Source organism: Streptomyces sp. NBC_01216 (assembly GCF_035994945.1).
GTDB lineage: Bacteria > Actinomycetota > Actinomycetes > Streptomycetales > Streptomycetaceae > Streptomyces.
In genome coordinates this window covers 3894468-3917339 of sequence record NZ_CP108677.1, presented here as the reverse complement: position 1 = coordinate 3917339, position 22872 = coordinate 3894468, and the positions used below count along the sequence as shown (strand labels likewise).

Genomic DNA, 22872 nt, shown 5'->3' with positions numbered 1-22872 from the left:
TCTCAGCCGCCGACAAGCCGGGCCTCCCGGTGTACGCAGCGGGTGCCCGGTGAGCCGAGTGCGGCGCTCAGGGTGCCGGTGTCGTCGGCGTGCAGACGCTCGCCGTCCCACAGGAGCAGCAGCGCGGAGACGGTGTGGTCCACGGCGGAGTGCGCGAGGTCGTAGTGGGCAGCGGCGCCGACCGCGGCGTGCACGGCCCACAGGTCGTACCCGGTCATGAACAGGTCGAGGTCGAACTGGGCGGCCAGCGACATCAGTTCGCCGCGCCCTGTGTCGTCGACGCCCGCGAACGCCTCGTCGAGGGCGAGCAGGCGCGGGGCGTCGGAGTGGGCGGAGTTGAGCATGGCATGGGCGGCGGCGAACAGCGGCAGGTGCAGGGAGACGGACTGTTCGCCGCCGGACAGCCGACTGTGCCGGGCGCGGGTGAGGCGCTCCTCGTCCTTGCCGGGGCGGACCAGCTGGAAGGCGAACTGCCGCCAGCGCCGGTAGTCCAGGACCTCGGCGAGCAGCTGCCGGTAGGGGGTCTCGCGCTGCCGGGCGCGGGAGTTCTTGATCTGCGCGGCGAAGTGGGTGCGCATCCGGGCGAGCTTGTCCGGGCCGAGGCGGGCGGCGTCGGCGTCCAGGAGGGCGCAGACGGCCCGCTGTTCGTCGTCGAGGGTGTCGGCGAGCAGCCAGCTCACCCCGACGGTGGTACCCGAGGACATGCGGCGTTCACGCATGTCGGTGTTCATACGGCGGATGAGGTCGCGGGCGTCCACGGTGCGGTCGTGGATCTGCTGGGCGAGGCGGGTGAGCAGGGCGTCCTCAAGGATCCGCTGTTCGGAATCCGAGAGGAGTTCGGCCTGGTCCCGGCGGTGTGCGGCAATCTTCTCGGCGAACGAGGCGATCGGCAGCGGGCCCTGTTCGTCGGCGACGGACACCACGATCACTCCGCTGGAGCTGTCCCAGGCGGGCTGGTAGTCCTGTCCGGCGGCGGCGAGCTGGGCGTGCAGGTCCTCCAGCGCCGTGGTGAGGCGGGTGACTGACTGCTTGACGCTGGACTCGGTGGGGGTCAGGTCGCGGGTGGCGGTCAGGATCGCCTCGTGGACGGCCACGGCGGCGGCGGGCAGTCCCGCGCCGGTCCAGTCGGCCTCCTGGGCGGGCCAGGCGAGACCCGGCGGGCAGCGCAGGAGGTCGAGGAGTTCGCGGGCCGCGTACGGGGCGAGGCCGCGGGCGGTGTCCTGCTCCTCGGCGGCGGCGACCCGCAGAGCGTCGACGGCGGCGGTACGCCGGGCCTCGGCGGCGGCCAGGTGCCCGATCGCCTCGTCCCTGGCCCTGCGGGCCGCCTCCGCCTCGCGCGTGGCTGCCTCCAGGCTGTTCTCGGTCTCCTCGACACGGGCCATGACGTGCCGAGCCTCGGCGCCGACGGCCTCGCGCAGGGCCTGGAGTCCGGCGTCCTCCTCGGCGTGGCGGCGGCGGGCCGCCTGTTCGGCTTCGGCGGCCCTCTCCTCGTCCTCGGCGGTCACGGTGAGCCGCTCGGCGGCCGAGGCGGCGGTCTCGTTCTGCCGGGCGTGCTCGCGCCTGCGGGTGGCCAGTTCTGCCGCCGCCTGCTCGAAGGAACGGGTCGCGGACTCGGTGTCGTCCGCGCCGACGGCGGTGACGCCGTGCTCCGACTCGGCCCGGTGCAGGGCGCGTTCGGCGACCGCGCAGGCCGCCTGCGCCTCGTCGTGGACCGACTGGGCGGCATCCTGGGCCTCGCGGGTGGCGCGCAGGGCGGCGACCGCCCGGTCCAGGGCGCGCAGGTGCGGGGTGAGGACGGCGGTACGGGGAAGGGCGGCGCGGGCGGTGTCGTACTCCTCAAGGGCCCGCGCGCAGCCGGCCACGGCCCGCGCCAGCTCGTCGAGCTGGGCGCCGAGTTCGGCCAGGAGAGCGTCGCAGGCGGCGATGCGGGCGGCGCGGCGGCGCTCGCGGGCGGTGGCGCCGACGTACTCCGCGTGCGGTTTGGTGTGGGCGCCGACGAGGATCCCGGCGGCGTAGCGGCCGTCCGGGCAGATGGCGGTGGCGGTGGCGGTGCTGGAGTCGCTCACCGTGTCGGCGACGGCGACCGACCTGAGTACGGCGGTGATCCTCGCGGACGGGATCGCGGTACCGGTCTCGGGACGCAGCAGGTCGGCGAGGCTGGGTCCGTCGACGGGGGCGGTGGCGCGCAGGTATCCGTCGCCGGCGGCGGCGGTCACGGGCCGGTCCTCGGCGGTGACGAGCGCGTCGAGGATGCCGGACGCCTCCAGGGCCGCTTCGACGCCCGCGCGCCCCGCGTCGTCGAGGTGGTCGGCGAAGTCGACCAGGCGCCACAGGGGCACGGCCGATCTCTCCCTGGTCTCCCCGGTCTCCCCGCGCGGTGCGGTTCGGCCGCGGGCGGCGGGCGGGGCGTCGTCGTGTTCGGCGGCGATCCGGGTCCGCTCGGCCTCCATCTCGGCCCGGCGGGAGAGCAGCGCGTCGCGCTCGGTGCGCAGGGCGGCCAGGCGGTCGCGCAGGTCCTGGACGGCGGGGGGGACGGCCTCGGCGAACAGGTCGGTGAGCCCGGGGGCCGAAGCCCCCGGGCCGTCCGCCTCGGCGGCCGCGTCGAGGGCCTCGGTCAGACGGTCGGCGGTGTCCGGGGGCAGCAGTTCGCCGTACTGGGCGGTCCACCCCTCAAGCTCCTCCCGCACCTGCCGGTGCGCCGCGACGAGCGCGCCGTGCGCCGTCCGCTCCTCGTGCTCGGCGCCGCGGACCGCGTCCTGGGCGCGTTCCCGCCCGGCGCGGGCCGCCTCGCGGGTCCGCTCGGCGTCCCGCAGGTGCGCCGCGGCGGCCCGTACCGCCCGTACGCCTTCGTGGCGGGCGGCGGCACGGGCCGAGGCGCGTTCGGCGAGGGTCGCGGGGTCCGCGTCAGCGGCGCTCCAGTGGATGCCGGCGCGGTGAGCCTGGTCGGCGAGGGCGGCGGCCGAGGCGCTGACGGCGGTGGCGAGTTCGGCGGCGAGAGAGGCCGCGTGCCCGGCCTCGGCGCGGGCCCGGCCGGTGGCGGCGCCGCGGCGGCGGTGTTCGTCGGCTGCCTGCCGGACGGCCTGCTCGCAGGTACGCACCAGACGTTCCAGATCGGCCAGTTGTTCGACGGCCTGGTAGGCGGCGGAGGAGCGCAGCTGCTCCAGGCGGGCGCGGAGCGCGGCGAGCGCCGCATCGGTCTCGTCGGCCCGGGTGCCGGCCGCCTCCCGCCGGTCGCGGGCCTGGTCGAGCTCCGCCTCCGCCCCGGCGTGGGCGCGCTCACGCTGCTCGCTCTCCCCGCGTCGCGCGCTGAGCCGGTCGGCGGCGACGCGGGCGTTGACCCGCAGGTAGGTCGAGTAGGCGGCGAGGAAGGCCCGGGTGGCCTCGTCGGCGGCGACCAGACCGTCCAGGGTGCGCTGGACGGACTCCATGTCGTCGAAGGAGCGGGCGGCCTCACCGATCAGGTCCTCGTCGAGCGGGCGCAGGCCCTCGGTGAGGGTGTCGGAGAGCTTCGCCGGGTCGAGGTTCTTGGCCAGCTGAGGGCGGCGCAGCGTGAGGATGAGGGTGAGCAGCTGTTCGTAGCGCTCCCGGCCGAGGCCGAAGAGCCGCTGGTCGACGGCGGCCCGGTAGTCGGTGGCCGAGGCGATCAGCTCGGCGCCGAGCGGGGCGAGTTCGGCGGCCAGCTGCTTCTTCGTCAGCGGCCGGTCGTCGTCGGTGAGCAGGGAGAAGTCCTCTCCCACCCGGCCGTCGGCGACGAAGTGCCAGCGGGCGGGGGCGTCCCGGTGTTTCTGGGCGTGCAGGCCGATGCCGCAGGTGACCGCCTGCCCGGTGCTGCGGTGGGTGAACTCGATCCATACGTATCCGAGCGCGCCCTCCTGCCCGCGGAAGAGCAGGTTGGACTTCATGGTGCGGTCCTCGGCGGCGAACGGGTTGAGCCGCTTGGGGTCGATGCGGCCGTCCAGGACGAACGGGAACAGCACCTCCAGGGCCTTGGTCTTGCCCGAGCCGTTGGGGCCGCGCAGCACCAGCCAGCCTCCGGCGAAGGAGAACTCCTCGTCCCGGTAGTCCCACAGGTTGACGATCCCGGCGCGGGTGGGCACGAACCGGGTCTTGAGGTCGGTGGCGGCGGTGCTCACTTAGGCGGGGTCCTTCACATCGTCGGCGGTGTGCGCGCGGGGCTCGGGGACGAGGGCGTCCTGGGAAGCGGCCGGGGCGGGCGCGTCATCGGCCTCAGGCGCGGCGGTACGTACCCGGGTACGGGTCCTGACCTCGGCCGTCACCCCGCGATAGCGGGCCAGGAGCGGCAGCGCGAGGACGCCGCCCTCCACCCGTACGACGAGCGACATGGCGGCCAGCAGGTCCAGCGCCTGGTCGAGCAGCCGGTCGGGGTCGCCGCGCAGGTCGGCGGCGAACCCGGTCCCGTACCGCTCGATGACGTCCTTCATCCGGGCGCGCAGCCAGGAGGCGGTGACGAACGGGTAGCGGGCCTCCGGGGCGGACACGGAGTCGCTCTCCGCGTTCGGTCCGCCATCCGCCTCGTCCCCGTCCGCCCCGCGGTGCGCCGCCCCGGCGTCCGCGCCGGTCGTACCCGCACCCGCCGCACCCGTCGCGATCTCCCCGAACACGCCGTGTGCCGGGAGGGCCAGGTCGATACGGCCGGCCCGGTCCGCGAGGCGTTCGGCGGCGGTCGGCGCGGGCAGCGGCTCGGGCGCGTGCCGCCCGGTGCGCGCCGCTGCCTGACTGATCCGCGAGCCGAGCAGCAGGGCGGCCTGGGCGACGGTGCCACCGCCGGGGAACCGCAGGTCGGACAGGCGTCCCGAGGTGTCCACCAGGGCGATGCCCTCTGCTCGGCGCTCGACGCTCAGACCGGTGAGGCGGGTGAGGTCCTCGGCGAGCGCGGGGGCACGCAGCTGGCCGGTCAGCTCGGGGTCGGTGTCGGCGTAGTAGGCGACCGGGTTCTCCAGGACCAGGCGCCTGGCCCGCCGGGCGGCGGTGAGCCGCTGGGCCCGGCGCCCCTCGGACAGGCTCCGGGCGCCCGCCGAGTCCAGGAGCCCGGTCACCGAGGTGATGTGCTGGAGGACGCGGGTGGGCTGGTGAACGGCGGTGAGCACCTCGCGGTCGACGTCGTAGAGCGCCTCGGCCCGCTCCGGATCCGAGGCCCAGGAGGCGGCCGAGCCGTCGGCGAGCCTCAGGGCACCGCGTTCGGCGAGCCAGCTGACCGCGTCGACGAAGGCGTCCCGGTCGTGCTTGCGGGCGGTGTCCAGGCCAAGACCGTCGATACGGGCCGCGTCGGCGGCGACGGCGTCGGCGAGTTCACCGAGCGCGACCTGGGCTCCGTGCCTGCCGAGGGCGGCCAGAGTGAGGGCGAGATAGGCGTAGCGGCGCCGGTCGAAGGGGCGGCCCGCACGGCTGAGCGCGGGCCGGGTGGCATCGAGCCGGTCCTGCGCGCGCTGGAGGCGGGCGGTGTCGGCGGTGGTGACCAGCCGGTATCCGAGTACGTCCATCAGGTCGGTACGCAGCTGCTCGGCCCAGCGCCGCACGGTCGCCAGCGCGCCGCTGTCCGGGTACACCGGCGTGATCAGCGGATGCCGCAGGACCAGCCGCACGGCCTTCTGGTAGTCGGCCAGTTCCAGGGCCGAGACGTTCTCGGCGACGCGGGTGCTCATCCGGTGACCTCCAGGCGCAGCCCGTCAAGATGCAGATCCCCGCGCACGGTCCGTACCGTGGTGAACGCCTCGCCGGGCCCCGTCGGGACGAGAGTGAGACGTACGCCGTGCGCGGAGCCGGCGGCGGTGGGGCCCGGCACGCCCCGGGTGACCGGCACCCGCGCGGCCAGCGCCACGTCCATCAGGGAGAGCAGGGCGCGGGTCTCGGCCTCGTCGAGGACCCTGCTGTAGGCGCCGTCGAGGGCCAGGGCGGCGGCCGCGCCCCGGCGCTCGGCCTGCTCCCTGATCTGCTCGGCCCGCAGCCGGGCCCGCTCCGCGTCGTTGCGCTCGATACGGCCGGGGCCCTTGAGGGCAGGGGTACGGCCTGACTGCACCAGGGTGCGGGCCAGCTCCACCGGCTCGGCCTCCCACCAAGAGCTACGGCCCGGAATCAGCTCGGGATCCGGATAGGGGACGGCGATGTGCCGGGGCGCGCCGAGCCCGAACACCGCCTGGAACAAAGCGTGCGCGTCGTCGTCGCTGACGCACGAGGTGAACCACTGGGCGAGGTGGCGCAGCTGGCTCTCCCGGCTGACCCCGCCGCGCCGCGCTTCGGTCACCCGGCGCAGCAGCGCGAGCACGGAACGGATCGCGGTGACCGTGGCGTCCTGCAGCCGCTCGGCCTCGCTGTGCTCACGCTCCCCGAACCAGTGCACGATGCCGCCCCACCGCTGCCGCCAGTCGTCCAGACGGGCGGCCGGGGTCCGGAAGAGTCGCTCGTCGGCCTCCGCGGCGTACTCGACCATCCGGTCCACACCGCTCGCGGCGGCCTTCTCCACCGCCTCGGCGAGCAGCGGCGCGTAACGCCCGAGCTCGGCGGTGAACTCCCGCATGTGCGCGAGCAGCGCGTCCTTGTGCGCGAGGAACACCTCGGGCCGGGTGTCGTTGGTGCGCGCCAGGTCGCCGAGCATCAGATAGAAGCGGGCCGCCCGCTGCGCCATCTCGTTCAGCACGGAGTCCAGGCGGCCCAGCTTGCGGTAGACCTCCTCGGCGTCGCCCGCGGCGTTCGCCTCGGCCAGCGCGGTCAGGTCGGCGAGGATGTCCGGGAAGACCAGACGCGACAGCTGCGCGTCCTCCAGGGCGGCGCCGAGCACGTCCTCCACGGCCCGGTACGCCCGGTAACCGGCCTGGGTGAACTGATACACGTAGTGCCGGTTGCGGTACTCCGCCAGGTTCGCCGCCCGCGTCCCGTCGTAACTGCGGTCGAGCACACGCCACTCGGCGAGCGCGTCGAGCAGCGGCTGTACGTCGCCGACGGCCGCCGCACCGGCGTACTCCCCGGCCATCTGGCGCAGGAGCCCGGACACGTCCGACGCGTTCAGCAACACCTGGTAGTTGGCCCGGCCCCGCTCGAAGGCGCGCAGCAGCCACAAGTAGTCGTGGCGTTTCTCGGCGGCGGCGAAGTGGAAGAGCCGAAGTCGGTCGTCGAGGGTGAAGGCGTCGATCCCGAAGGCCCCTTCTTCCTCAGCATCTGCGGGAACGGCGACGGCCGGCGCGGCCTGCGACGGGGCCAGGGAATCGTGACTCACGAGCGTCGGCGGCTTCCTCGTACGGCGGAACGGACCGGTGGGACACTGCCGGGCCTGACCCCCAGTCTGCCGCCTGAACACCGTGCAGGGGAAACCCTCCTCCCAGCTCTGCCGACGCGGGTAGACTCCGCGCCCTCACAGATCCCGCCCCGGCGCCGGACAGCGGCCCTGACCCCGGGCTGCCTCCTCCGGCCCCGCTCGGGCGGCTCGGCCCTGCCGGACGCCAACAGGCCACACGCAGCCCCGGGCCCGCCTGGGCTGAGCGTGGGAGGCGTCTGGTGACCGTCGCTGAGCACCGGCGGAAGATGCCGGCCGAAGACTTCGAGCGCATCGCCACAGCCGCTGAGCGCGAAGTCCTCCGGATGGAACTCATCCACGGAAGGCTGGGCATCAAACCGGTGCCGGACGGGGACTCCGGCGAGCATCCGGTGGCTGATGGAGCACTGCACGCAGCACCGCCCGTCCTGTGGCTCTTCCCCGAACGTGGCCTGAAGATCGAGCCCGCCGCAAGGGCCACGCGAAGCCGGACGGCGCCCTCCCGGCAAAGGGTGGTTTCGCGGGTCAAGAGTAAGGATGCCCTGTTGCTGGGCGCCGCCCCACCGTCGAGACGGCCAGCGCACCGAATGCATCAAATCGCACCCATCACCACCCGAGAGGGGTACGATTTGATGCATGACGGCCGCGAAAGACCCCAGCCGCTCACAGCGGCTGACTCACCTGCCCCCCACTTTCACCACAGCGCAAGCACACCAGGCGCGGCTCTCCTCTCGCGATCTCGCCACCCTGGTCGGAGAGGGGGCCGTCAACGACCTCTCCCGTGGCGTCTACCGCAAAGCAGACGCACCGGAGACCGCCCACGCCGACCTCCTGGCCGTATGCATCCGGGCGCCCCATGCCGTCATCTGCGGCGAGTCGGCTCTCGCCCTGCATGAGCTGATCGACGACATCCCCACCACCGTGCATATCGCCGTACCCCGCGGCACCCGCCGCCCCACGATCTCCTACCCGCCCACCACTGTCGCCCAGTACACCGCACAGACCTTCGCCCTCGGCATCGAGCCCTTCGAAGCAGCCCCAGGAGAAACCATCCCCGTATACAACGCCGCCCGCAGCGTCGTCGACGCCATGCGCCACCGCCACCGCATCGGCGAGACCCTGGCCCTGTCCGCACTCGGCCGCTACCTGCGGCGCGACGGACGCCGCGCCGCCCGCGAGCTCCAGGACATCGCTCGGGAACTGGACGCGCTGTCCACCATCCGCCCCGCCGTCGAGGCGGTGCTCGCCTGATGCCGAACCCCACCCGCGGCACCACCGCCGGCCGCGTCTACAACGACCTGCGCAACCTGGCCCGCCGCACCAACCGCTCCACCGACGAGATCATGGTCGAGTACGTACTCGAACGGTTCCTCTACCGCCTCGCCATCTCACCCCTCGGCCGCGAACACTTCGTACTCAAGGGCGGCTTGCTGCTCGCCCAGTTCGGGGCTCGCCGCACGACCCGCGACATCGACATCCTCGGCCGTTCCTTCCCCGGCGAGGAAACCGAGATCGTTCGCAGGATCGCGGCCATCGCCGCAACCGAGACCGACGACGGCGTCGCCTTCGACCCGGCGACACTGAAGACCGTACCGATCCGCGAAGAGGACGAGTACCACGGCCTGCGCCTGTCGATGGCCGCCTCCATCGCACGGGCCCGTCTCAAGCTCCAGCTCGACGTCAGCTTCGGCGACCCCGTCACCCCCCGGCCCGCAGACCATCGACTACCCGCAGCAGCTCACCTCGGAGAGCTTCCAGATCCTCGGCTACCCCCTCGCCACTGTCATCGCCGAGAAGCTCACCACCGCCATCTCGCTCGGCGACCTCAACACCCGTGACCGCGACTACGCCGACCTCTACCGCCTGCTCACCCTCAACGACCTCGACGGCCGGGAACTCGCCGCCGCGCTGACCGCCACGGCCACCCACCGAGGCATCACTCTCAAGCCACTCAGCACAGCGATCACCGACCTCGCCGAGCAGCGCCAGAGCTCCTATGCCGCGTGGCGCCGCCGCCAAGGCACTGCCGCAACCGGCCACCCCGAACGCTTCACCGACGTCGTGCAGCAGGTCATCGCCTTCTCGGATCCCTGCATCACGGGCGAAGCCGCCACACAGACGTGGGCCGCAGCCACCCGGACATGGTCCTGATTCCGGAGCTCGAATGCGCTCCCCTCGCGCTCCCCTGAACATCCAGCCACCACAAGAGCTGACCAGTCATCAGAAACTGAACACAAAAGACCAGGTCAGAGCATATCTGGCCTGGTCTAAAATGGAGCCGCCTTCGGGATTCGAACCCGAGACCTACGCATTACGAGTGCGTTGCTCTGGCCAACTGAGCTAAGGCGGCATGCTGTGCGATCCATAGTGGGCGCAGCGGCGTCGCCAAGTCTACACAGTTTCCGGGGGTGCTCCGACCACCCCCGGGGTGGCCTCCGGCACCTTCACGAGCAGCGCTTTCCCTCCTCCGGGGCGGTCCCTTCGAGGAGGTAGGTGTTGATCGCGGTGTCGATGCAGTCGCTCCCGCGGCCGTACGCGGTGTGACCGTCGCCCTCGTAGGTCAGCAGGGTGCCGGAGGAGAGCTGGGAGGCCAGGGACCGGGCCCACTTGTAGGGGGTGGCCGGGTCGCGGGTGGTGCCGACCACGACGATCGGGGCCGCGCCCTTGGCGGTGATGCGGTGGGGGCGGCCGGTCGCGGGGCTGGGCCAGTAGGCGCAGTTCAGGGATGCCCAGGCGAGACTCTCGCCGAAGACCGGGGACGCCTTCTCGAAGGAGGACACGGCCTTCTCCACCTCTGCGGGCCCGGTGAAGGCGGAGGGAAGGTCCAGGCAGTTCACGGCGGCGTTGGCGGCCATCAGGTTCGCGTACGTGCCGTCGGCTTCGCGCTCGTAGTAGCTGTCGGCCAGGGCGAGCAGGCCCGCGCCCTGGCCGCCGATCGCCCGGGTCAGGGCCTCGCGCAGCGTCGGCCAGGCTCCCTCGTCGTACATCGCGGCGATCACGCCGGTGGTGGCCAGGGATTCCGTGAGTGCCCGGCTCTCGCCGGTGGGCAGGGGCCGGGCGTCGACCCGGCGGAAGAAGTCCCGGAGGTTGTCGGTGGCCTCGGCGACCGACTTGGTGCCGAGCGGGCAGCCGGCCTTCTCGACGCAGTCCGCGGCGAAGGACCGGAAGGCGGTCTCGAAGCCGGCCGTCTGGTCGCGGTTGAGGTCCTCCGCCGGCAGGGAGGGGTCCATCGCCCCGTCGAGGACGAGCCGTCCGACGCGGGAGGGGAAGAGTTCGGCGTAGGTGGCCCCGAGGAAGGTGCCGTAGGACGCGCCGACGTAGGTCAGTTTCCGGTCGCCGAGGACGGCCCGCAGGAGGTCCATGTCCCGTGCCGCCTCGACGGTGGAGACGTGGGGCAGGATCTTCGCCGAACGCTGGGCGCAGCCGGTCGCGAAGCCTTTGAGGGAGGCGGTCAGCGCCGCTGTCTCGCCGTCGTCGTCGGGGGTCTGGTCGACCTGGGTGAACGCGTCCATCTGGGGGCCGGTCAGGCACTCGACGGGCTCGCTGCGCGCCACTCCGCGCGGATCGACGGCGACCATGTCGTACCGGGCGCGGATCGGGGCCGGGTAGCCGATGCCGGCGTAGCCCTGGAGGTAGCCGACGGCGGAGCCGCCGGGGCCGCCGGGGTTGACCAGGAGCGAGCCGAGCCGCTTGCCGGGGCCGGTGGCCCGGACCCGGGACACCGCCAGTGCGATCTCCGCCTCGTCCGGCTTCGCGTAGTCGAGCGGCGCGCGGAGCGTCGCGCACTCGAATCCGGGGACACCGCAGTCGCTCCAGGCGAGCTTCTGCGTGTAGTAGCCCCGCAGGGCGGCTTCGGACACCGGGGACGCGGAGGAGGCGGCCGGTTTCCGCTCGGACGACGGCCCGGCGGCGGCGTCGTTCCCGCCCGTGCAGCCGGAGAGGATCAGCCCGGCCGCCGCGAGGGCGGTGGCGGACGTGCGGAGCAAGCGCCTGGAGTCCATGCCCGGAGCGTATCCGTACGAGTGCGGAGCGTGTCCAATCGGACCGCCGGGGCCACGGCGGGGCGCCCCGCGGAGGCCCCGGCGGAACGCCTGGCGCGGCATCTCAGTCTCGCAGCGCCATGGTCATCGCCTCGACGGCCAGCAGCGGGGCGACGTTCCGGTCCAGGGCGTCGCGGCAGGCGAGCACGGCCTCGATCCGACGCAGTGTCCGCTCCGGGGTGGTGTCCCGGGCGATCCTTTCGACCGCGTCCCGCACGTCCTCGTTGGCCAGGGCCGTACGTGCTCTCAGCTGCAGCGCCAGTACGTCGCGGTAGAAGCCGGTGAGGTCGGTGAGCGCGAGGTCCAGGCTGTCGCGCTGCGAACGCGTCTTGCGCCGCTTCTGACGCTCTTCCAGCTCTTTCATGGCACCCGCCGTGCCGCGGGGCATGCGTCCGCCCTGGCCTCCGCCGAGGGCGGCCTTCAGTTCCTCGGTCTCCTTGACGTCGGTCTCCTCCGCCCTCTGTCTGGCCTCCTCGCCGGCCGCGTCGACCAGTTCCTGGGCGGCTTTGAGGCAGGCTCCGATGTCGTCGGTCCGCAGGGGCAGTTTGAGGACGACCGAACGGCGGGACCGGGCCCGCTCGTCCGTGGCCAGCCGGCGGGCACGGTCGATGTGGCCCTGGGTGGCGCGGGCCGCGGCCTGGGCGACGGCCGGGTCGATGCCGTCCCGGCGCACGAGGACGTCGGCGACGGCGTCCACCGGCGGTGTGCCCAGCGTCAGGTGGCGGCAGCGGGAGCGGATGGTGGGCAGCACGTCCTCCAGGGACGGTGCGCAGAGCAGCCACACGGTGCGCGGCGCGGGCTCCTCGACCGCCTTCAGGAGTACGTTTCCGGCACCCTCGGTGAGCCGGTCCGCGTCTTCCAGGACGATCACCTGCCAGCGGCCGTTGGCGGGTGAGAGCTGGGCCCGCCGGACCAGGTCGCGGGTCTCCTTGACGCCGATGGAGAGCAGGTCGGTGCGCACGACCTCGACGTCGGCGTGGGTGCCGATCAGGGCGGTGTGGCAGCCGTCGCAGAAGCCGCAGCCGGGCGCCCCGCCGAGGGCCCGGTCGGGGCTCACGCACTGAAGGGCGGCGGCGAACGCGCGCGCCGCCGTCGCCCGCCCGGCGCCCGGGGGGCCGGTGAACAGCCAGGCGTGCGTCATCTTGGACGCCTCGGGGCCGGAACCGCCGGTGGCCTGGGCGGTGACGAGCGCGTCGGCGTCGCGCGCGGCGGCGGCGAGCTGTTCCTCGACCCGCGCCTGTCCGACCAGGTCGTCCCATACGGCCATGTGCGCCCTCCTCAGGTACGTCCTCCATTGTGGGGCACCGCGCCGACAGCGGGTCCAGGCGACGGCCGGAGGGAGGGAGGGAGGGAGGGGTGAGCGGCGGGGACGGGCACGCACCGGGAGGGGTCGGGGAGAGCGGCGCGGGGGCCGTGCGGAGCACTGCACGACACGGCACCGGCCCCCGGGGGCGTACCCGACGGCCGCGGTGCCGACGGCGGGGACGTCGTCGGCACCGCTGCCGTCGGTGGGCGTCAGCGGCGCGGGGGCCGGCTGTCGTCCTCGTCGTCGTGCGGGCCGAACAGTTCGTCCGCCAGGGTCGGCAGGTCGTCGAGCGGCGTCTCCTCGGCCCAGTCGGAGCGGCGGCGCGGGCGGCCCCGCTCGTCGACCTGGGGCAGTTCACGGGTGCGGTCGCCGGCCCCCGTCGGTTCGTCCTCCTCGTCACGGAAGAACCCCGGCGGCACCCGGTGGGCCGGGTCGGTGTCCCGGACGGGCGGCAGGACCGCGGTGTCGGCCGCGTCCCGGACCGACGGGAGCACGGCGGTCTCCTCCTCGGGACGCGTCTGCTCCTGCGGCTTCACGAGCGGCGTGCGGACCGTGACCTCGTTCGGTGAGACGGTCGGCACGGGCTGTGTGATGTCGTCGGGCCGCACGACCGGTGTGGGTACGGTCACCTCGTTGGCCGATACCTCCGCCGCGGCCCTGGCGTCCTGCTCGGCCTTGCGTGCGCGGGCGGCCTCCGCGGCCTTCGCCTTCTCCTCGGCGTCCGCGAGGCGCGCCGCCTCGGCAGCCCGCGCCGCCTCCGCGGCCCGTGCCTCCTCCGCCATCCTGGTGGCCTCGGCGGCCTTCGCGTCCTCGGCCGCCTTCGCCTCGGCCGCGGCCTTCGCGGCGGCTGCCTCGGCCGCCGCCTTCCGTTCCGCTTCGGCGACGGCCTCGCGGGCTGCCTCCTCGGCGGCCTTCGCCGCCGCGGCCTCGGCAAGCCGCCTCGCCTCCTCGGCGCGCAGCAGGGCCTCCTCGGCCTTGCGCTGCTTCTCGCGGCGACGCTCCTCCGCCTCCTCACGCAGCCGGGCCTCTTCCTCGGCCTGCTCGCGGCGGCGTTCCTCCTCCTCACGGCGTACCTTCTCCTCGGCCTCGCGCCGCCTACGCTCCTCCTCGGCGGCCAGCCTGGCCTCCTCGGCGCGACGGCGGACCTCCTCGGCCTGCCGCTCGGCCTCGCGCTGCCGCGCCTCCTCCTCCTCGCGGCGCTTGCGCTCCTCCTCCTCGGCACGGAGCTTGGCGAGCTGCTCCTGGCGCTCGCGCTCCAGTCGCTCTTCCTCCGCCTTGCGCGCGGCCTCTTCCTCGGCGCGCCGACGGGCCTCCTCCTCGGCCTTGCGGCGGGCCTCCTCCCGGGCCTTCACCTCGGCCTCGGACAACGGCAGCATCCGGTCGAGCCGGTGGCGTACGACGGTGGTGACGGCTTCGGGTTCCTGGCCGGCGTCGACGACGATATAGCGGCCCGGGTCCCCGGCGGCCAGGGTGAGGAAGCCGGCCCGCACCCGCTCGTGGAACTCCGGCGGCTCGGACTCCAGCCGGTCGGGTGCCTCGGTGAACCGTTCCCGCGCGGTCTCCGGGGAGACGTCCAGCAGGACGGTCAGGTGCGGCACGAGCCCGCCCGTCGCCCAGCGGCTGATCCGAGCGATCTCGGTCGGCGACAGGTCGCGTCCGGCGCCCTGGTAGGCCACGGAGGAGTCGATGTAACGGTCGGAGATGACGACGGCGCCGCGTTCCAGGGCGGGCTTGACCAGGGAGTCGACGTGCTCGGCGCGATCGGCCGCGTACAGCAGCGCCTCGGCGCGGTGGGACAGTCCGGCGCTGGACACGTCGAGCAGGATCGAGCGCAGGCGCTTGCCGATGGGTGTGGCACCCGGCTCGCGGGTGACGACGACCTCGTGGCCCTTGGCGCGGATCCAGTCGGCGAGTGCCTGGGCCTGGGTGGACTTGCCGGCGCCGTCGCCGCCCTCCAGGGCGATGAAGAAGCCGGTGGGGGCGGGTGCCTGGACGGGGTCGGCACCGCGCAGCGCGTCGCGCAGGTCGCGACGCAGCGAAACGCCGGCACGGTCGTCGGTCCTGGCCAGGACGAGGGCGGCGACCGGCAGCAGCAGCGCGCCGACCAGCATCAGGGTGAAGGCGGCGCCGCCATGGGCGAAGACGAAGCTGCCCGAGCCGAGGCGGTGCCGGCCGATCACGGCCGCGAGCAGCGGGGCGACCAGCGCGGCGAAGGCCATGGCGACCCGGACGACGGCCTGGAGGTGTTCGGTGGCCCGGGGCCTGCGGGCCTCCTCGGTCTCCTGGTCGATCAGGGTGTGGCCGGTGTGGGCGGCGACTCCGGCGGCGTAACCGGCGAGAACGGCCAGCAGCAGCACGGTCGTCGTGTCGGTCACCAGGCCCATCGCGAGGAGCGCGACGCCGTTCAGGGCGATCGCGAGGGCGAGGAGGCGACGGCGGGACAGGACGGTGAGCACGGAGCCGGCGGTACGGATGCCGACACCGGTGGCCCCGCTGAGCGCGAGGATCAGGAGTGCGAAGGTGACGGGTCCGCCGCCGAGGTCGCCCGCGTGGAGGACGGAGACGGCCGCCGCGGCGGTGACGGCAGCGGCGACGGTGGCACACGCGAGGACGAGGATCGGCAGGGCTCCGGTACGGCCGTTCTCCTTGCCCTGGTCCGTGCGGGGGCGGCGCAGTCCCTCCAGGGGCGAGCGGGGCCTCGGCGTCTTCCCGCCGGGCAGTGTGAGGGCGGCGAGGACGGAGACGGAGGCGGCGAACAGGCCGGCGGCGACGTACGAGCCGAGAGCGGCCTGGTGCAGGGAGAACCACTCGATGCCGGTGCCGAGCAGGTCGCCGACGAGGGTGGCGACGAGCAGGACGGCCGCGGCGGCCGGGACGGCGAGGAAGTTCGTGCGCAGCGTCAGACGGCGCAGCGTGTCCAGGTGGTCCGGCAGGGGGCGTACGGCGGCGCCCTCCAGCGGTGACGCGGGCAGCAGCGCGGGAGCGGCGCCTTCGCGGCACACGGTCCACAGGCGCTCGGCCGCGCCGGTGACGAACACGGTGCCGAGCAGGAACCACGGTGCCTTGCCGGGAGTCCAGTCGATCCACAGCGGGGCGACGACGAGCAGCGCGGCCCGCAGGGCGTCGGCCCCGATCATGGTCCAGCGCCGGTCGAGGACTCCCGCGGGGCCGGTGAGGGTGGTGAGCGGGCCGAGAAGGACGGCCCCGAAGAGCACGCCGGCCAGCAGCCGGGCGCCGACGACGGTGGCGACGGCGAGGGCCGCTCCTTGGTAGCCGCCGCCGAACGAGCCTTCGGACACGGCCGACTGAAGGCCGAGCAGAACCAGGACGAGCAGGGCGAGGGCGTCCCCCGTCCCCCCGACGAACTGCGCGCTCCACAAGCGTCGGAGAGGCCGGTGGCGCAGCAGCGCCCGCACGGCACGTTCCCTGGAATCTGCGACAAGTGCGGCACCGGAGTCCGTCTGCTCTGCTCGCGTCATCCGTCCACCCTATCCGGACCCCTTCACTCCCTGTTCCCTCCGCCCGAACAAACGTGGCACGCGCCGAGACCGTGCGCGAGAGGGGGCGAGCGGGGGCGAGCGGGGCACGAGCGGGGCACGAGCGGGGCACGAGCGAGGGGCGGAGGCTCGCGCCCCCGCCCCTCGCCGGTGTCCGTGGTCCGGCCGCTCTACTCCGGCCCGTCCGCCGACTTCTTCGCCGCGGCGGCGGTCTTCTTGGCCGCCGTGGCCTTCGTGGCGGTGGCCTTCGTCGCCGTCGTCCCGGCCGTGGTCTTCTTCGCGGCCGTGGTCTTCTTCGCGGCCGTGGTCTTCTTCGCGGCCGTGGTCTTCTTCGCGGTGGTCTTCTTCGCGGCCGTCTTCTTGGCCGTGGCCTTCTTCGCCGTCTTCTTGGCCGGTCCCTTGGCGCGCTTCTCCGCCAGCAGTTCGAACCCGCGCTCCGGAGTGATCGTCTCGACGCTGTCGGCGGTCCGCAGGGTCGCGTTGGTCTCTCCGTCGGTCACGTAAGGACCGAAGCGGCCGTCCTTGACCACGACCGGCTTCTCGCTGACCGGGTCGACGCCGAGCTCCTTCAGTGGCGGCTTGGCGGCGGCACGCCCGCGCTGCTTGGGCTGCGCGTAGATCGCGAGCGCCTCCTCCAGCGTGATCGTGAAGAGCTGCTCCTCCTCCGTCAGCGACCGCGAGTCCGTGCCCTTCTTGAGGTACGGGCCGTAGCGGCCGTTCTGCGCGGTGATCTCGACGCCCTCGGCGTCGGTCCCCACCACGCGCGGCAGCGACATCAGCCTCAGCGCCTCGTCGAGGGTCACGGTGTCCAGTGCCATCGACTTGAACAGCGAGGCCGTGCGCGGCTTGACCGCGTTCTTGCCGGTCTTCGGCGTGCCCTCGGGAAGGATCTCGGTGACGTACGGGCCGTAGCGGCCGTCCTTGGCCACGATCTGGTGCCCGCTGACGGGGTCGGTGCCGAGTTCGAAGTCACCGCTCGGCTTGGCGAGCAGTTCCTCGGCGTGCTCGACGGTCAGCTCGTCCGGAGCGAGGTCGTCGGGGACGTCCGCCCGCTGGTGTCCCTCGGTTTCCTTCTCGCCGCGCTCGACGTACGGGCCGTAGCGCCCGACGCGCAGCACGATGCCGTTGCCGACCGGGAAGGAGGAGATCTCGCGCGCGTCGATCGCGCCGAGGTCCGTGACCAGTTCCTTCAGACCGCCGAGGTGGTCGCCGTCACCGTTGCCCGCGTCCGCCGCGCCGGCGCCGTCGTCCTGGCCGCCCTCGCCGAAGTAGAAGCGCCTGAGCCACGGCACGGACTGGGCCTCGCCCCGCGCGATGCGGTCGAGGTCGTCCTCCATCCTGGCCGTGAAGTCGTAGTCCACGAGCCGGCCGAAGTGGGTCTCCAGCAGATTGACCACGGCGAAGCTCAGGAACGACGGGACGAGGGCCGTCCCCTTCTTGAAGACGTAGCCGCGGTCCAGGATCGTGCCGATGATCGACGCGTAGGTCGACGGGCGGCCGATCTCGCGCTCTTCCAGTTCCTTGACGAGCGTGGCCTCGGTGTAGCGGGCCGGCGGCTTGGTGGCGTGGCCGTCCGCGGTCATCTCCCGCGCCGACAGCGGGTCGCCCTGGGTGACCTGCGGGAGCCTGCGCTCACGGTCGTCCAGCTCCGCGTTGGGGTCGTCGGCTCCCTCGACGTACGCCTTCATGAAGCCGTGGAAGGTGATCGTCTTTCCGGAGGCCGTGAACTCGGCGTCGCGTCCGTCGGAGGAGACTCCGCCGATCTTGACGGTGACCGAGTCACCCGTGGCGTCCTTCATCTGGGAGGCGACGGTCCGCTTCCAGATGAGTTCGTAGAGCCGGAACTGCTCGCCGGTCAGACCGGTCTCCGCCGGGGTGCGGAAACGATCACCCGAGGGGCGGATCGCCTCGTGCGCCTCCTGCGCGTTCTTGACCTTGCCGGCGTAGACGCGCGGCTTCTCCGGCAGGTAGTCGGCACCGTACAGCTGCGTGACCTGCGCCCGGGCCGCCGCCACGGCGGTGTCGGACAGGATCGTGGAGTCGGTACGCATGTAGGTGATGAAGCCGTTCTCGTACAGCTTCTGCGCGACCTGCATGGTCGCCTTCGCGCCGAAGCCGAGCTTGCGGCTCGCCTCCTGCTGGAGGGTGGTGGTCCGGAACGGGGCGTAGGGGGAGCGCCGGTACGGCTTCGACTCGACCGAGCGGACGGCGAAGGAGGTCTCGGCCAGCGCCGCGGCCAGGGCACGCGCGTTCGTCTCGTCCAGGTGGAGCACCTGGGAGGACTTCAGCCGGCCGTCGGCACCGAAGTCCCGGCCCTGCGCGACCCGCCGGCCGTCGACCGTGGCCAGCCGAGCGACCAGCGACGAGGGTTCGCCGGAGCCGCCCCCGGCGAGGGCGGCTCCGGCGTCACCGGGGGAAGTGGAGAACGTGCCGGTCAGGTCCCAGTACTCGGCGGACCGGAAGGCCACGCGCTCGCGCTCCCGCTCGACGACGAGCCGGGTGGCGACCGACTGCACGCGGCCCGCCGACAGCTTCGGCATGACCTTCTTCCACAGGACCGGCGAGACCTCGTAGCCGTACAGCCGGTCCAGGATGCGACGGGTCTCCTGGGCGTCGACCATGCGCTGGTTCAGCTCGCGCGGGTTGGCGACGGCCGCCCGGATCGCGTCCTTGGTGATCTCGTGGAAGACCATCCGGTGGACCGGGACCTTGGGCTTCAGGACTTCCTGGAGGTGCCACGCGATGGCCTCGCCCTCGCGGTCCTCATCGGTGGCGAGGAAGAGTTCGTCGGACTCGGCCAGCAGCTCCTTGAGCTTCCTGACCTGTGCCTTCTTGTCGGCGTTGACGACGTAGATGGGCTGGAAGTCGTGCTCGACGTCGACCCCGAGACGGCGCACCTCGCCGGTGTACTTCTCCGGTACCTCGGCGGCACCACTGGGCAGGTCACGGATGTGCCCGACGCTCGCCTCGACGACGTATCCGGGGCCGAGGTAGCCCTTGATCGTCTTCGCCTTGGCAGGCGACTCGACGATGACGAGTCGGCGGCCGCCCTCTGCGGTCTCGCTGGTCGGGGACAACTTCGCTCTTCTCTCCGGTCGACGCTCGGTGGCTGCGTGCGGCACGGCACGCACGGCTGCGGCTCGTACGGTGACGCTGCCGTCGCTGCGGAGTGTGACGGTACAACCCGCCCCCGTGTCAAACGGCGAAAGCCCGCAACGGCCACTCGAACGGTAACCCGAGTGCTGGCATTCCTGCCGCCCGACTCCCGACCGGCGGGGCGCGACCGTCCGCCGCGGCTGCCGGAGAGCGTGCGTCACAGCCGCCCGAAGCACCACACCCCGAGCAGGAGGAACACCGCGCCGAAGACCGTCGTCAGTGCCGCCCCGGCGCGTACGTCCACACCATGCGCCACAGGCCGACGGTGCCGCACGCGCATCACCGTCCACAGCAGCAGTGCGCCTCCGAACAGCGCGAACGCCGTCCCGGCGAAGATCGCTGGCCCGCTCTCCATGCCCCGTACCCCGTTCCCTCCGTGGGCCTCCGCGGCCCTCTGGAGCCCGAGGCTGGCACCCCCCGGCGTCGTGGGCGCGAATTCCGGGTGAACGACGCGGACGGCCCGGCAGGGGTTCACGAAGATGGCCGGTAGTGGACGCGTCTCCTCCGGCGTTCCTTCTCCCGGCCGTCCGGCCGCGTGGCCTCGTGTTTCGTCCCGGCCCGAGCGGGAGGGGCGTCGGCGCGCCGACGCGGTGGGCGCCACGGACGGCACGGGGCGGGGGCCGGGGCCGGCGCCCCGCGCGGGGGCACGGCGCCGCCGGACGCCCGGCAGGCGGAAGCGCTCGGGCCGGACGGCGCGGACGGGTGGGCCGCGCCCTCCGGCGAGGCCGGGAGCCCGGCGCGGAGCACCCGGCGGAAGAACGGGTACTCCGCCCCGACCAGCGGTGTCTCCGCGGGCATACGCCGCGCCGCCCGCCGGGTGACACCCGGCGGGCGGGCCTTCCCCGGGACACGACGAGCCGGGTGACGATACGGAAGCGGAGGCGGGAGGAGAGCGGAGGCGGAAACGGTCACCGGAGCTCGGCCCGCCGCGGACCGCCGCCCCCGGGAGCCGGCCCGGGAGACCGTGCGTCCGGCGCGGGGGCCACGGGGTGGCCGTCCGGGTCGTGTCAGGCGTCGCCCCGCTCGCCGACGGGCAGCAGGAAGCCCTCCTCCACCAGGAGGCGGATCGCCTGCGGGGTACGGTCCCGCAGCAGTACGGGATCCTCGCCGGTCAACTGGGCGATCGCGTCGAGGATGCGGCCGGCGCTGAGCGATCCGTCGCACACGCCCGCGAATCCGGCGCCGACGTGGTCGACCTTGGTGGCGCGCCGCATGCCGCGGTTCTGACGGAGCACGACGTGCTCGGGGTCCTCAGCGCCGGGCAGGCCCACCTGCTCCTGCATCACCTCCGGCGCGAGGACGAAGTGGTCGGCGAGCAGCGCCGCGTCGTCACGGGTCCGCAGGTAGTCCTGACGCTCGAAGTGCGCCCGGACAGTGTCGCCGAGCGGCTGCTCGACGGGGTGCGGCCACTCCTCGATGACGATCGACGGCTCCACGGCTCCGGAGGCCACCGCCGGGTTCTTGCGCAGGGTGATCCAGCCGAAGCCGACTGCCCGCGTCCCGCGGGATTCGAACTCGTCGAGCCACGCCTCGTACCGCTCGTCGTAGCGTGCCGGGTCCTCTCGGTGGTCGCCGCTGTCGCGCAGCCACAGCTCGGCGTACTGGGTGACGTCCTGGACCTCACGCTGCACGATCCAGGCGTCGCAGCCGCGCGGCACCCAGGACCGTAGGCGCTCCTGCCACTCCTCGCCCTCCACGTGCTGCCAGTTGGCGAGGAACTGGGCATGGCCGCCGTCGTTGAGTCGCTCGCCGGCCTCCTGCACGAGCGTGCGGCACAGGTCGTCGCCGCCCATGCCGCCGTCGCGGTAGGTGAGCCGGGCGCCGGGGGAGATGACGAACGGCGGGTTGGAGACGATCAGGTCGTAGGTGTGGCCGTCGACCGGTTCGAAGAGCGAGCCCGCGAGCAGCTCGGCCCCACGGGCTCCGGACAGGGCGAGGGTGAGCCGGGTGAAGTCCAGTGCGCGGGGGTTGAGATCGGTCGCGGTGATCAGGGTCGCGTGCTGGGCGGCGTGCAGGGCCTGGATTCCGGAACCGGTTCCCAGGTCGAGGGCGGAGGAGACGGGCGTACGGACCGTGATGCCGGCGAGCGTGGTGGACGCCCCACCGACGCCGAGGACGACGGCGGTCCCCGCGTGACGCCCCTTCCTGCCGATGCCGCCGGCGCCGCCGACCGCGCAGCCGAGGTCGGAGACGATGAACCAGTCCTGGCCCTCCGGTCCTCCGTACGGGCGGACGTCGACCGTCGCCCGGACCTCGTCGCCCTCCTCCTCGACCCACCCGTCGGCCAGCGCCTCCTTCAACGGCAGCGCGGCGGCGGCCCGCTCGGCGGGGACGGCGCCCTGGAGCAGGAAGAGACGCACGAGCGACTCCAGCGGGGAGTCCCCGCGGGTGGCGCGCAGCGCGGGCACGGTCTCGCTGCGGGCGAGGGCAGCGTAGGCGGGGGCTCCGAGCAGTTCGAGCAGGCCGTCGGCGGTGAAGTCCGCGGCGAGCAGCGCCTCGCGCAGTCGGGCGGCGTGCGCGGGCAACGGGAGGCTGGGGGTCAGGCTGGTCGTACTCACTCCCTCATTGTGACCGCCGCACCACCTCGGCCCGCCCCGCCCCGCCCGTGCGCACGGGACGGGTGTACCGGCACGGGGGTACGGAGACGCCGAAGCACGAGAGAACGGCGGAGGGGCGTGCGGGGGCGGAGCGTGCGGGGGCGGGGCGAGGAGGCGGCGGGCGTGGGCCGAGCCGGCGCGCCGACAGGAGACTCGGGACGGCGCGCGCACCGCGTTCAGCCGGGCCACGACCGGGCACCTGCCCGGAGCCGGGACGGAACGGGACGGTGGCCCGGTGTGTACCGCCGCCGGGCCACCGGCCTGTGGGGATCGTTCTCGTCCCGCGCGGAGCCGCGCTACTCCTGGCTCGTGTCCGGTTGGCCGGACGCCTTCGCCGATGAGGCGGCCGACGCCTTCGCCGACGGGGAGGCCGACGCCTTCGTCGACGGGGAGGAACCCGGCCCCTGATCGGCACCGGGCCCGGACCCGGCGGACGGCGGCACCGACGGCTTCGGCGACTGGCAGCCCGGTTGCTTCGCCAGCGCCTGGCCCAACTCGCCCTCACGGACCTTGTTCAGCGCGTTCTGGTCCATGTTCTGAATCTTCGCCAGGTTGTCGGCGACGCCCTTCAGGCCGTCTGCGAACTTCTGCTGGTTCGACGTGTCGAGCGCGTCGACCTGCTTCTTCAGGCCCTCGTACGCCACCGCCGCGGCGTTGAGTTCCTTGATCGCGTCCTGCTGGACCGTCTCGCCGTTCTCGACCGGCGGGGCGCCGGCTGCCTCAATGGCCTTCGCGAGGGCCCGGTCGGCCGCGGCGATGTCCGCAAACGCCTTCGAGTCGGCGGCCTGGATCTCGGCCGGTTTGCTGTCCGCGGCGGTCGACTTGATGAGCTCGTTGGCGTTGGCCTGCTTCTGGAACTGCGGCTGGGCCTGGTCGCAGAACGTCTTGGCCCAGGTGTCCATCTCCTCGCCGTCGTCGCTGCAACCGGACAGCGTGAGCACCAGTACCGCGCTGCCGGACACCACGGCCGCAAGCTTCTTGTTCACCGGATCGGTCCCTTCCAAGGCTC

General features: G+C 73.4%; 13 protein-coding genes and 1 tRNA gene. 3 read left to right on the top strand and 11 right to left on the bottom strand.

Features of this window, described 5'->3' with window-relative positions; genetic code table 11:
• Nucleotides 1-2: 2 nt before the first annotated feature.
• Genes OG393_RS17275 through OG393_RS17265 form a run of 3 tightly spaced genes read right to left on the bottom strand, consistent with a single transcriptional unit; the run spans nucleotide 3 to nucleotide 7231 of the window.
• Nucleotides 3-4133, bottom strand: a complete 4131-nt coding sequence (locus tag OG393_RS17275; protein ID WP_327375547.1) for a TIGR02680 family protein — start codon at nucleotides 4131-4133, stop codon at nucleotides 3-5.
• Nucleotides 4134-5663: a TIGR02678 family protein gene (locus tag OG393_RS17270; RefSeq protein WP_327375546.1), complete on the bottom strand. Its 1530-nt coding sequence runs from the start codon at nucleotides 5661-5663 to the stop codon at nucleotides 4134-4136. It lies immediately after the preceding gene.
• Entirely contained in the window at nucleotides 5660-7231 is a 1572-nt protein-coding gene (locus tag OG393_RS17265; RefSeq protein ID WP_327375545.1) for a TIGR02677 family protein, read from the bottom strand. Before OG393_RS17265 ends, OG393_RS17270 begins: the two co-directional genes overlap by 4 nt.
• 672 nt (nucleotides 7232-7903) lie before the next feature.
• Between OG393_RS17265 and OG393_RS17260 the strand changes: the two genes are divergently transcribed.
• From OG393_RS17260 to OG393_RS17250, 3 genes are read left to right on the top strand one after another with little or no spacing between them, the layout of a single operon-like run.
• Nucleotides 7904-8518 (top strand): type IV toxin-antitoxin system AbiEi family antitoxin domain-containing protein, encoded by a 615-nt coding sequence (locus OG393_RS17260; RefSeq protein ID WP_327375544.1) that lies wholly within the window; start codon nucleotides 7904-7906, stop codon nucleotides 8516-8518.
• The gene (locus tag OG393_RS17255; RefSeq protein WP_327375543.1) at nucleotides 8518-9105 is read left to right on the top strand and encodes a nucleotidyl transferase AbiEii/AbiGii toxin family protein; all 588 of its coding nucleotides are present in this window, start codon (nucleotides 8518-8520) and stop codon (nucleotides 9103-9105) included. Before OG393_RS17260 ends, OG393_RS17255 begins: the two co-directional genes overlap by 1 nt.
• Nucleotides 8987-9418 carry a nucleotidyl transferase AbiEii/AbiGii toxin family protein gene (locus tag OG393_RS17250; protein ID WP_327378461.1) on the top strand — a complete coding sequence of 144 codons (432 nt, stop codon included), beginning with the start codon at nucleotides 8987-8989 and terminating at the stop codon, nucleotides 9416-9418. The genes OG393_RS17255 and OG393_RS17250 overlap by 119 nt, the downstream gene beginning before the upstream one ends.
• A gap of 122 nt (nucleotides 9419-9540) precedes the next feature.
• On the opposite strand, the gene OG393_RS17245 is transcribed toward OG393_RS17250, so the two are convergent.
• The 8 genes from OG393_RS17245 to OG393_RS17210 form a co-directional block, all read right to left on the bottom strand.
• A tRNA-Thr gene (locus tag OG393_RS17245) sits at nucleotides 9541-9617 on the bottom strand.
• Nucleotides 9618-9711: 94 nt separating this feature from the next.
• The gene (locus OG393_RS17240) at nucleotides 9712-11268 is read right to left on the bottom strand and encodes an alpha/beta hydrolase (RefSeq protein ID WP_327375542.1); all 1557 of its coding nucleotides are present in this window, start codon (nucleotides 11266-11268) and stop codon (nucleotides 9712-9714) included.
• A 103-nt stretch (nucleotides 11269-11371) separates the two neighbouring features.
• A complete protein-coding gene (locus OG393_RS17235) occupies nucleotides 11372-12574 on the bottom strand; it encodes a DNA polymerase III subunit delta' (protein WP_327375541.1) in 1203 nt (400 codons plus the stop codon).
• Nucleotides 12575-12822: 248 nt separating this feature from the next.
• Nucleotides 12823-16092, bottom strand: coding sequence for a dTMP kinase (gene tmk, locus OG393_RS17230; RefSeq protein WP_327375540.1), 3270 nt, complete (start codon nucleotides 16090-16092; stop codon nucleotides 12823-12825).
• 188 nt (nucleotides 16093-16280) lie between these two features.
• Nucleotides 16281-19187, bottom strand: coding sequence for a type I DNA topoisomerase (gene topA / locus OG393_RS17225; RefSeq protein ID WP_327375539.1), 2907 nt, complete (start codon nucleotides 19185-19187; stop codon nucleotides 16281-16283).
• Nucleotides 19188-19423: 236 nt separating this feature from the next.
• Entirely contained in the window at nucleotides 19424-19621 is a 198-nt protein-coding gene (locus tag OG393_RS17220) for a hypothetical protein (RefSeq protein WP_327375538.1), read from the bottom strand.
• Between the two features lie 652 nt (nucleotides 19622-20273).
• The gene (locus tag OG393_RS17215; protein ID WP_327375537.1) at nucleotides 20274-21824 is read right to left on the bottom strand and encodes a DUF7059 domain-containing protein; all 1551 of its coding nucleotides are present in this window, start codon (nucleotides 21822-21824) and stop codon (nucleotides 20274-20276) included.
• 335 nt (nucleotides 21825-22159) lie between these two features.
• Nucleotides 22160-22849 (bottom strand): small secreted protein, encoded by a 690-nt coding sequence (locus OG393_RS17210; protein WP_327375536.1) that lies wholly within the window; start codon nucleotides 22847-22849, stop codon nucleotides 22160-22162.
• Nucleotides 22850-22872 lie beyond the last annotated feature (23 nt).

Coding starts and splice junctions, on each gene's coding strand:
- OG393_RS17255 (WP_327375543.1), top strand. CDS start 8,518: ATGCCGAACCCCACCCGCGGCACCACCGCCGGCCGCGTCTACAACGAC.
- OG393_RS17220 (WP_327375538.1), bottom strand. CDS start 19,621: ATGGAGAGCGGGCCAGCGATCTTCGCCGGGACGGCGTTCGCGCTGTTC.
- OG393_RS17260 (WP_327375544.1), top strand. CDS start 7,904: ATGACGGCCGCGAAAGACCCCAGCCGCTCACAGCGGCTGACTCACCTG.
- OG393_RS17235 (WP_327375541.1), bottom strand. CDS start 12,574: ATGGCCGTATGGGACGACCTGGTCGGACAGGCGCGGGTCGAGGAACAG.
- OG393_RS17270 (WP_327375546.1), bottom strand. CDS start 5,663: ATGAGCACCCGCGTCGCCGAGAACGTCTCGGCCCTGGAACTGGCCGAC.
- tmk (WP_327375540.1), bottom strand. CDS start 16,092: ATGACGCGAGCAGAGCAGACGGACTCCGGTGCCGCACTTGTCGCAGAT.
- OG393_RS17240 (WP_327375542.1), bottom strand. CDS start 11,268: ATGGACTCCAGGCGCTTGCTCCGCACGTCCGCCACCGCCCTCGCGGCG.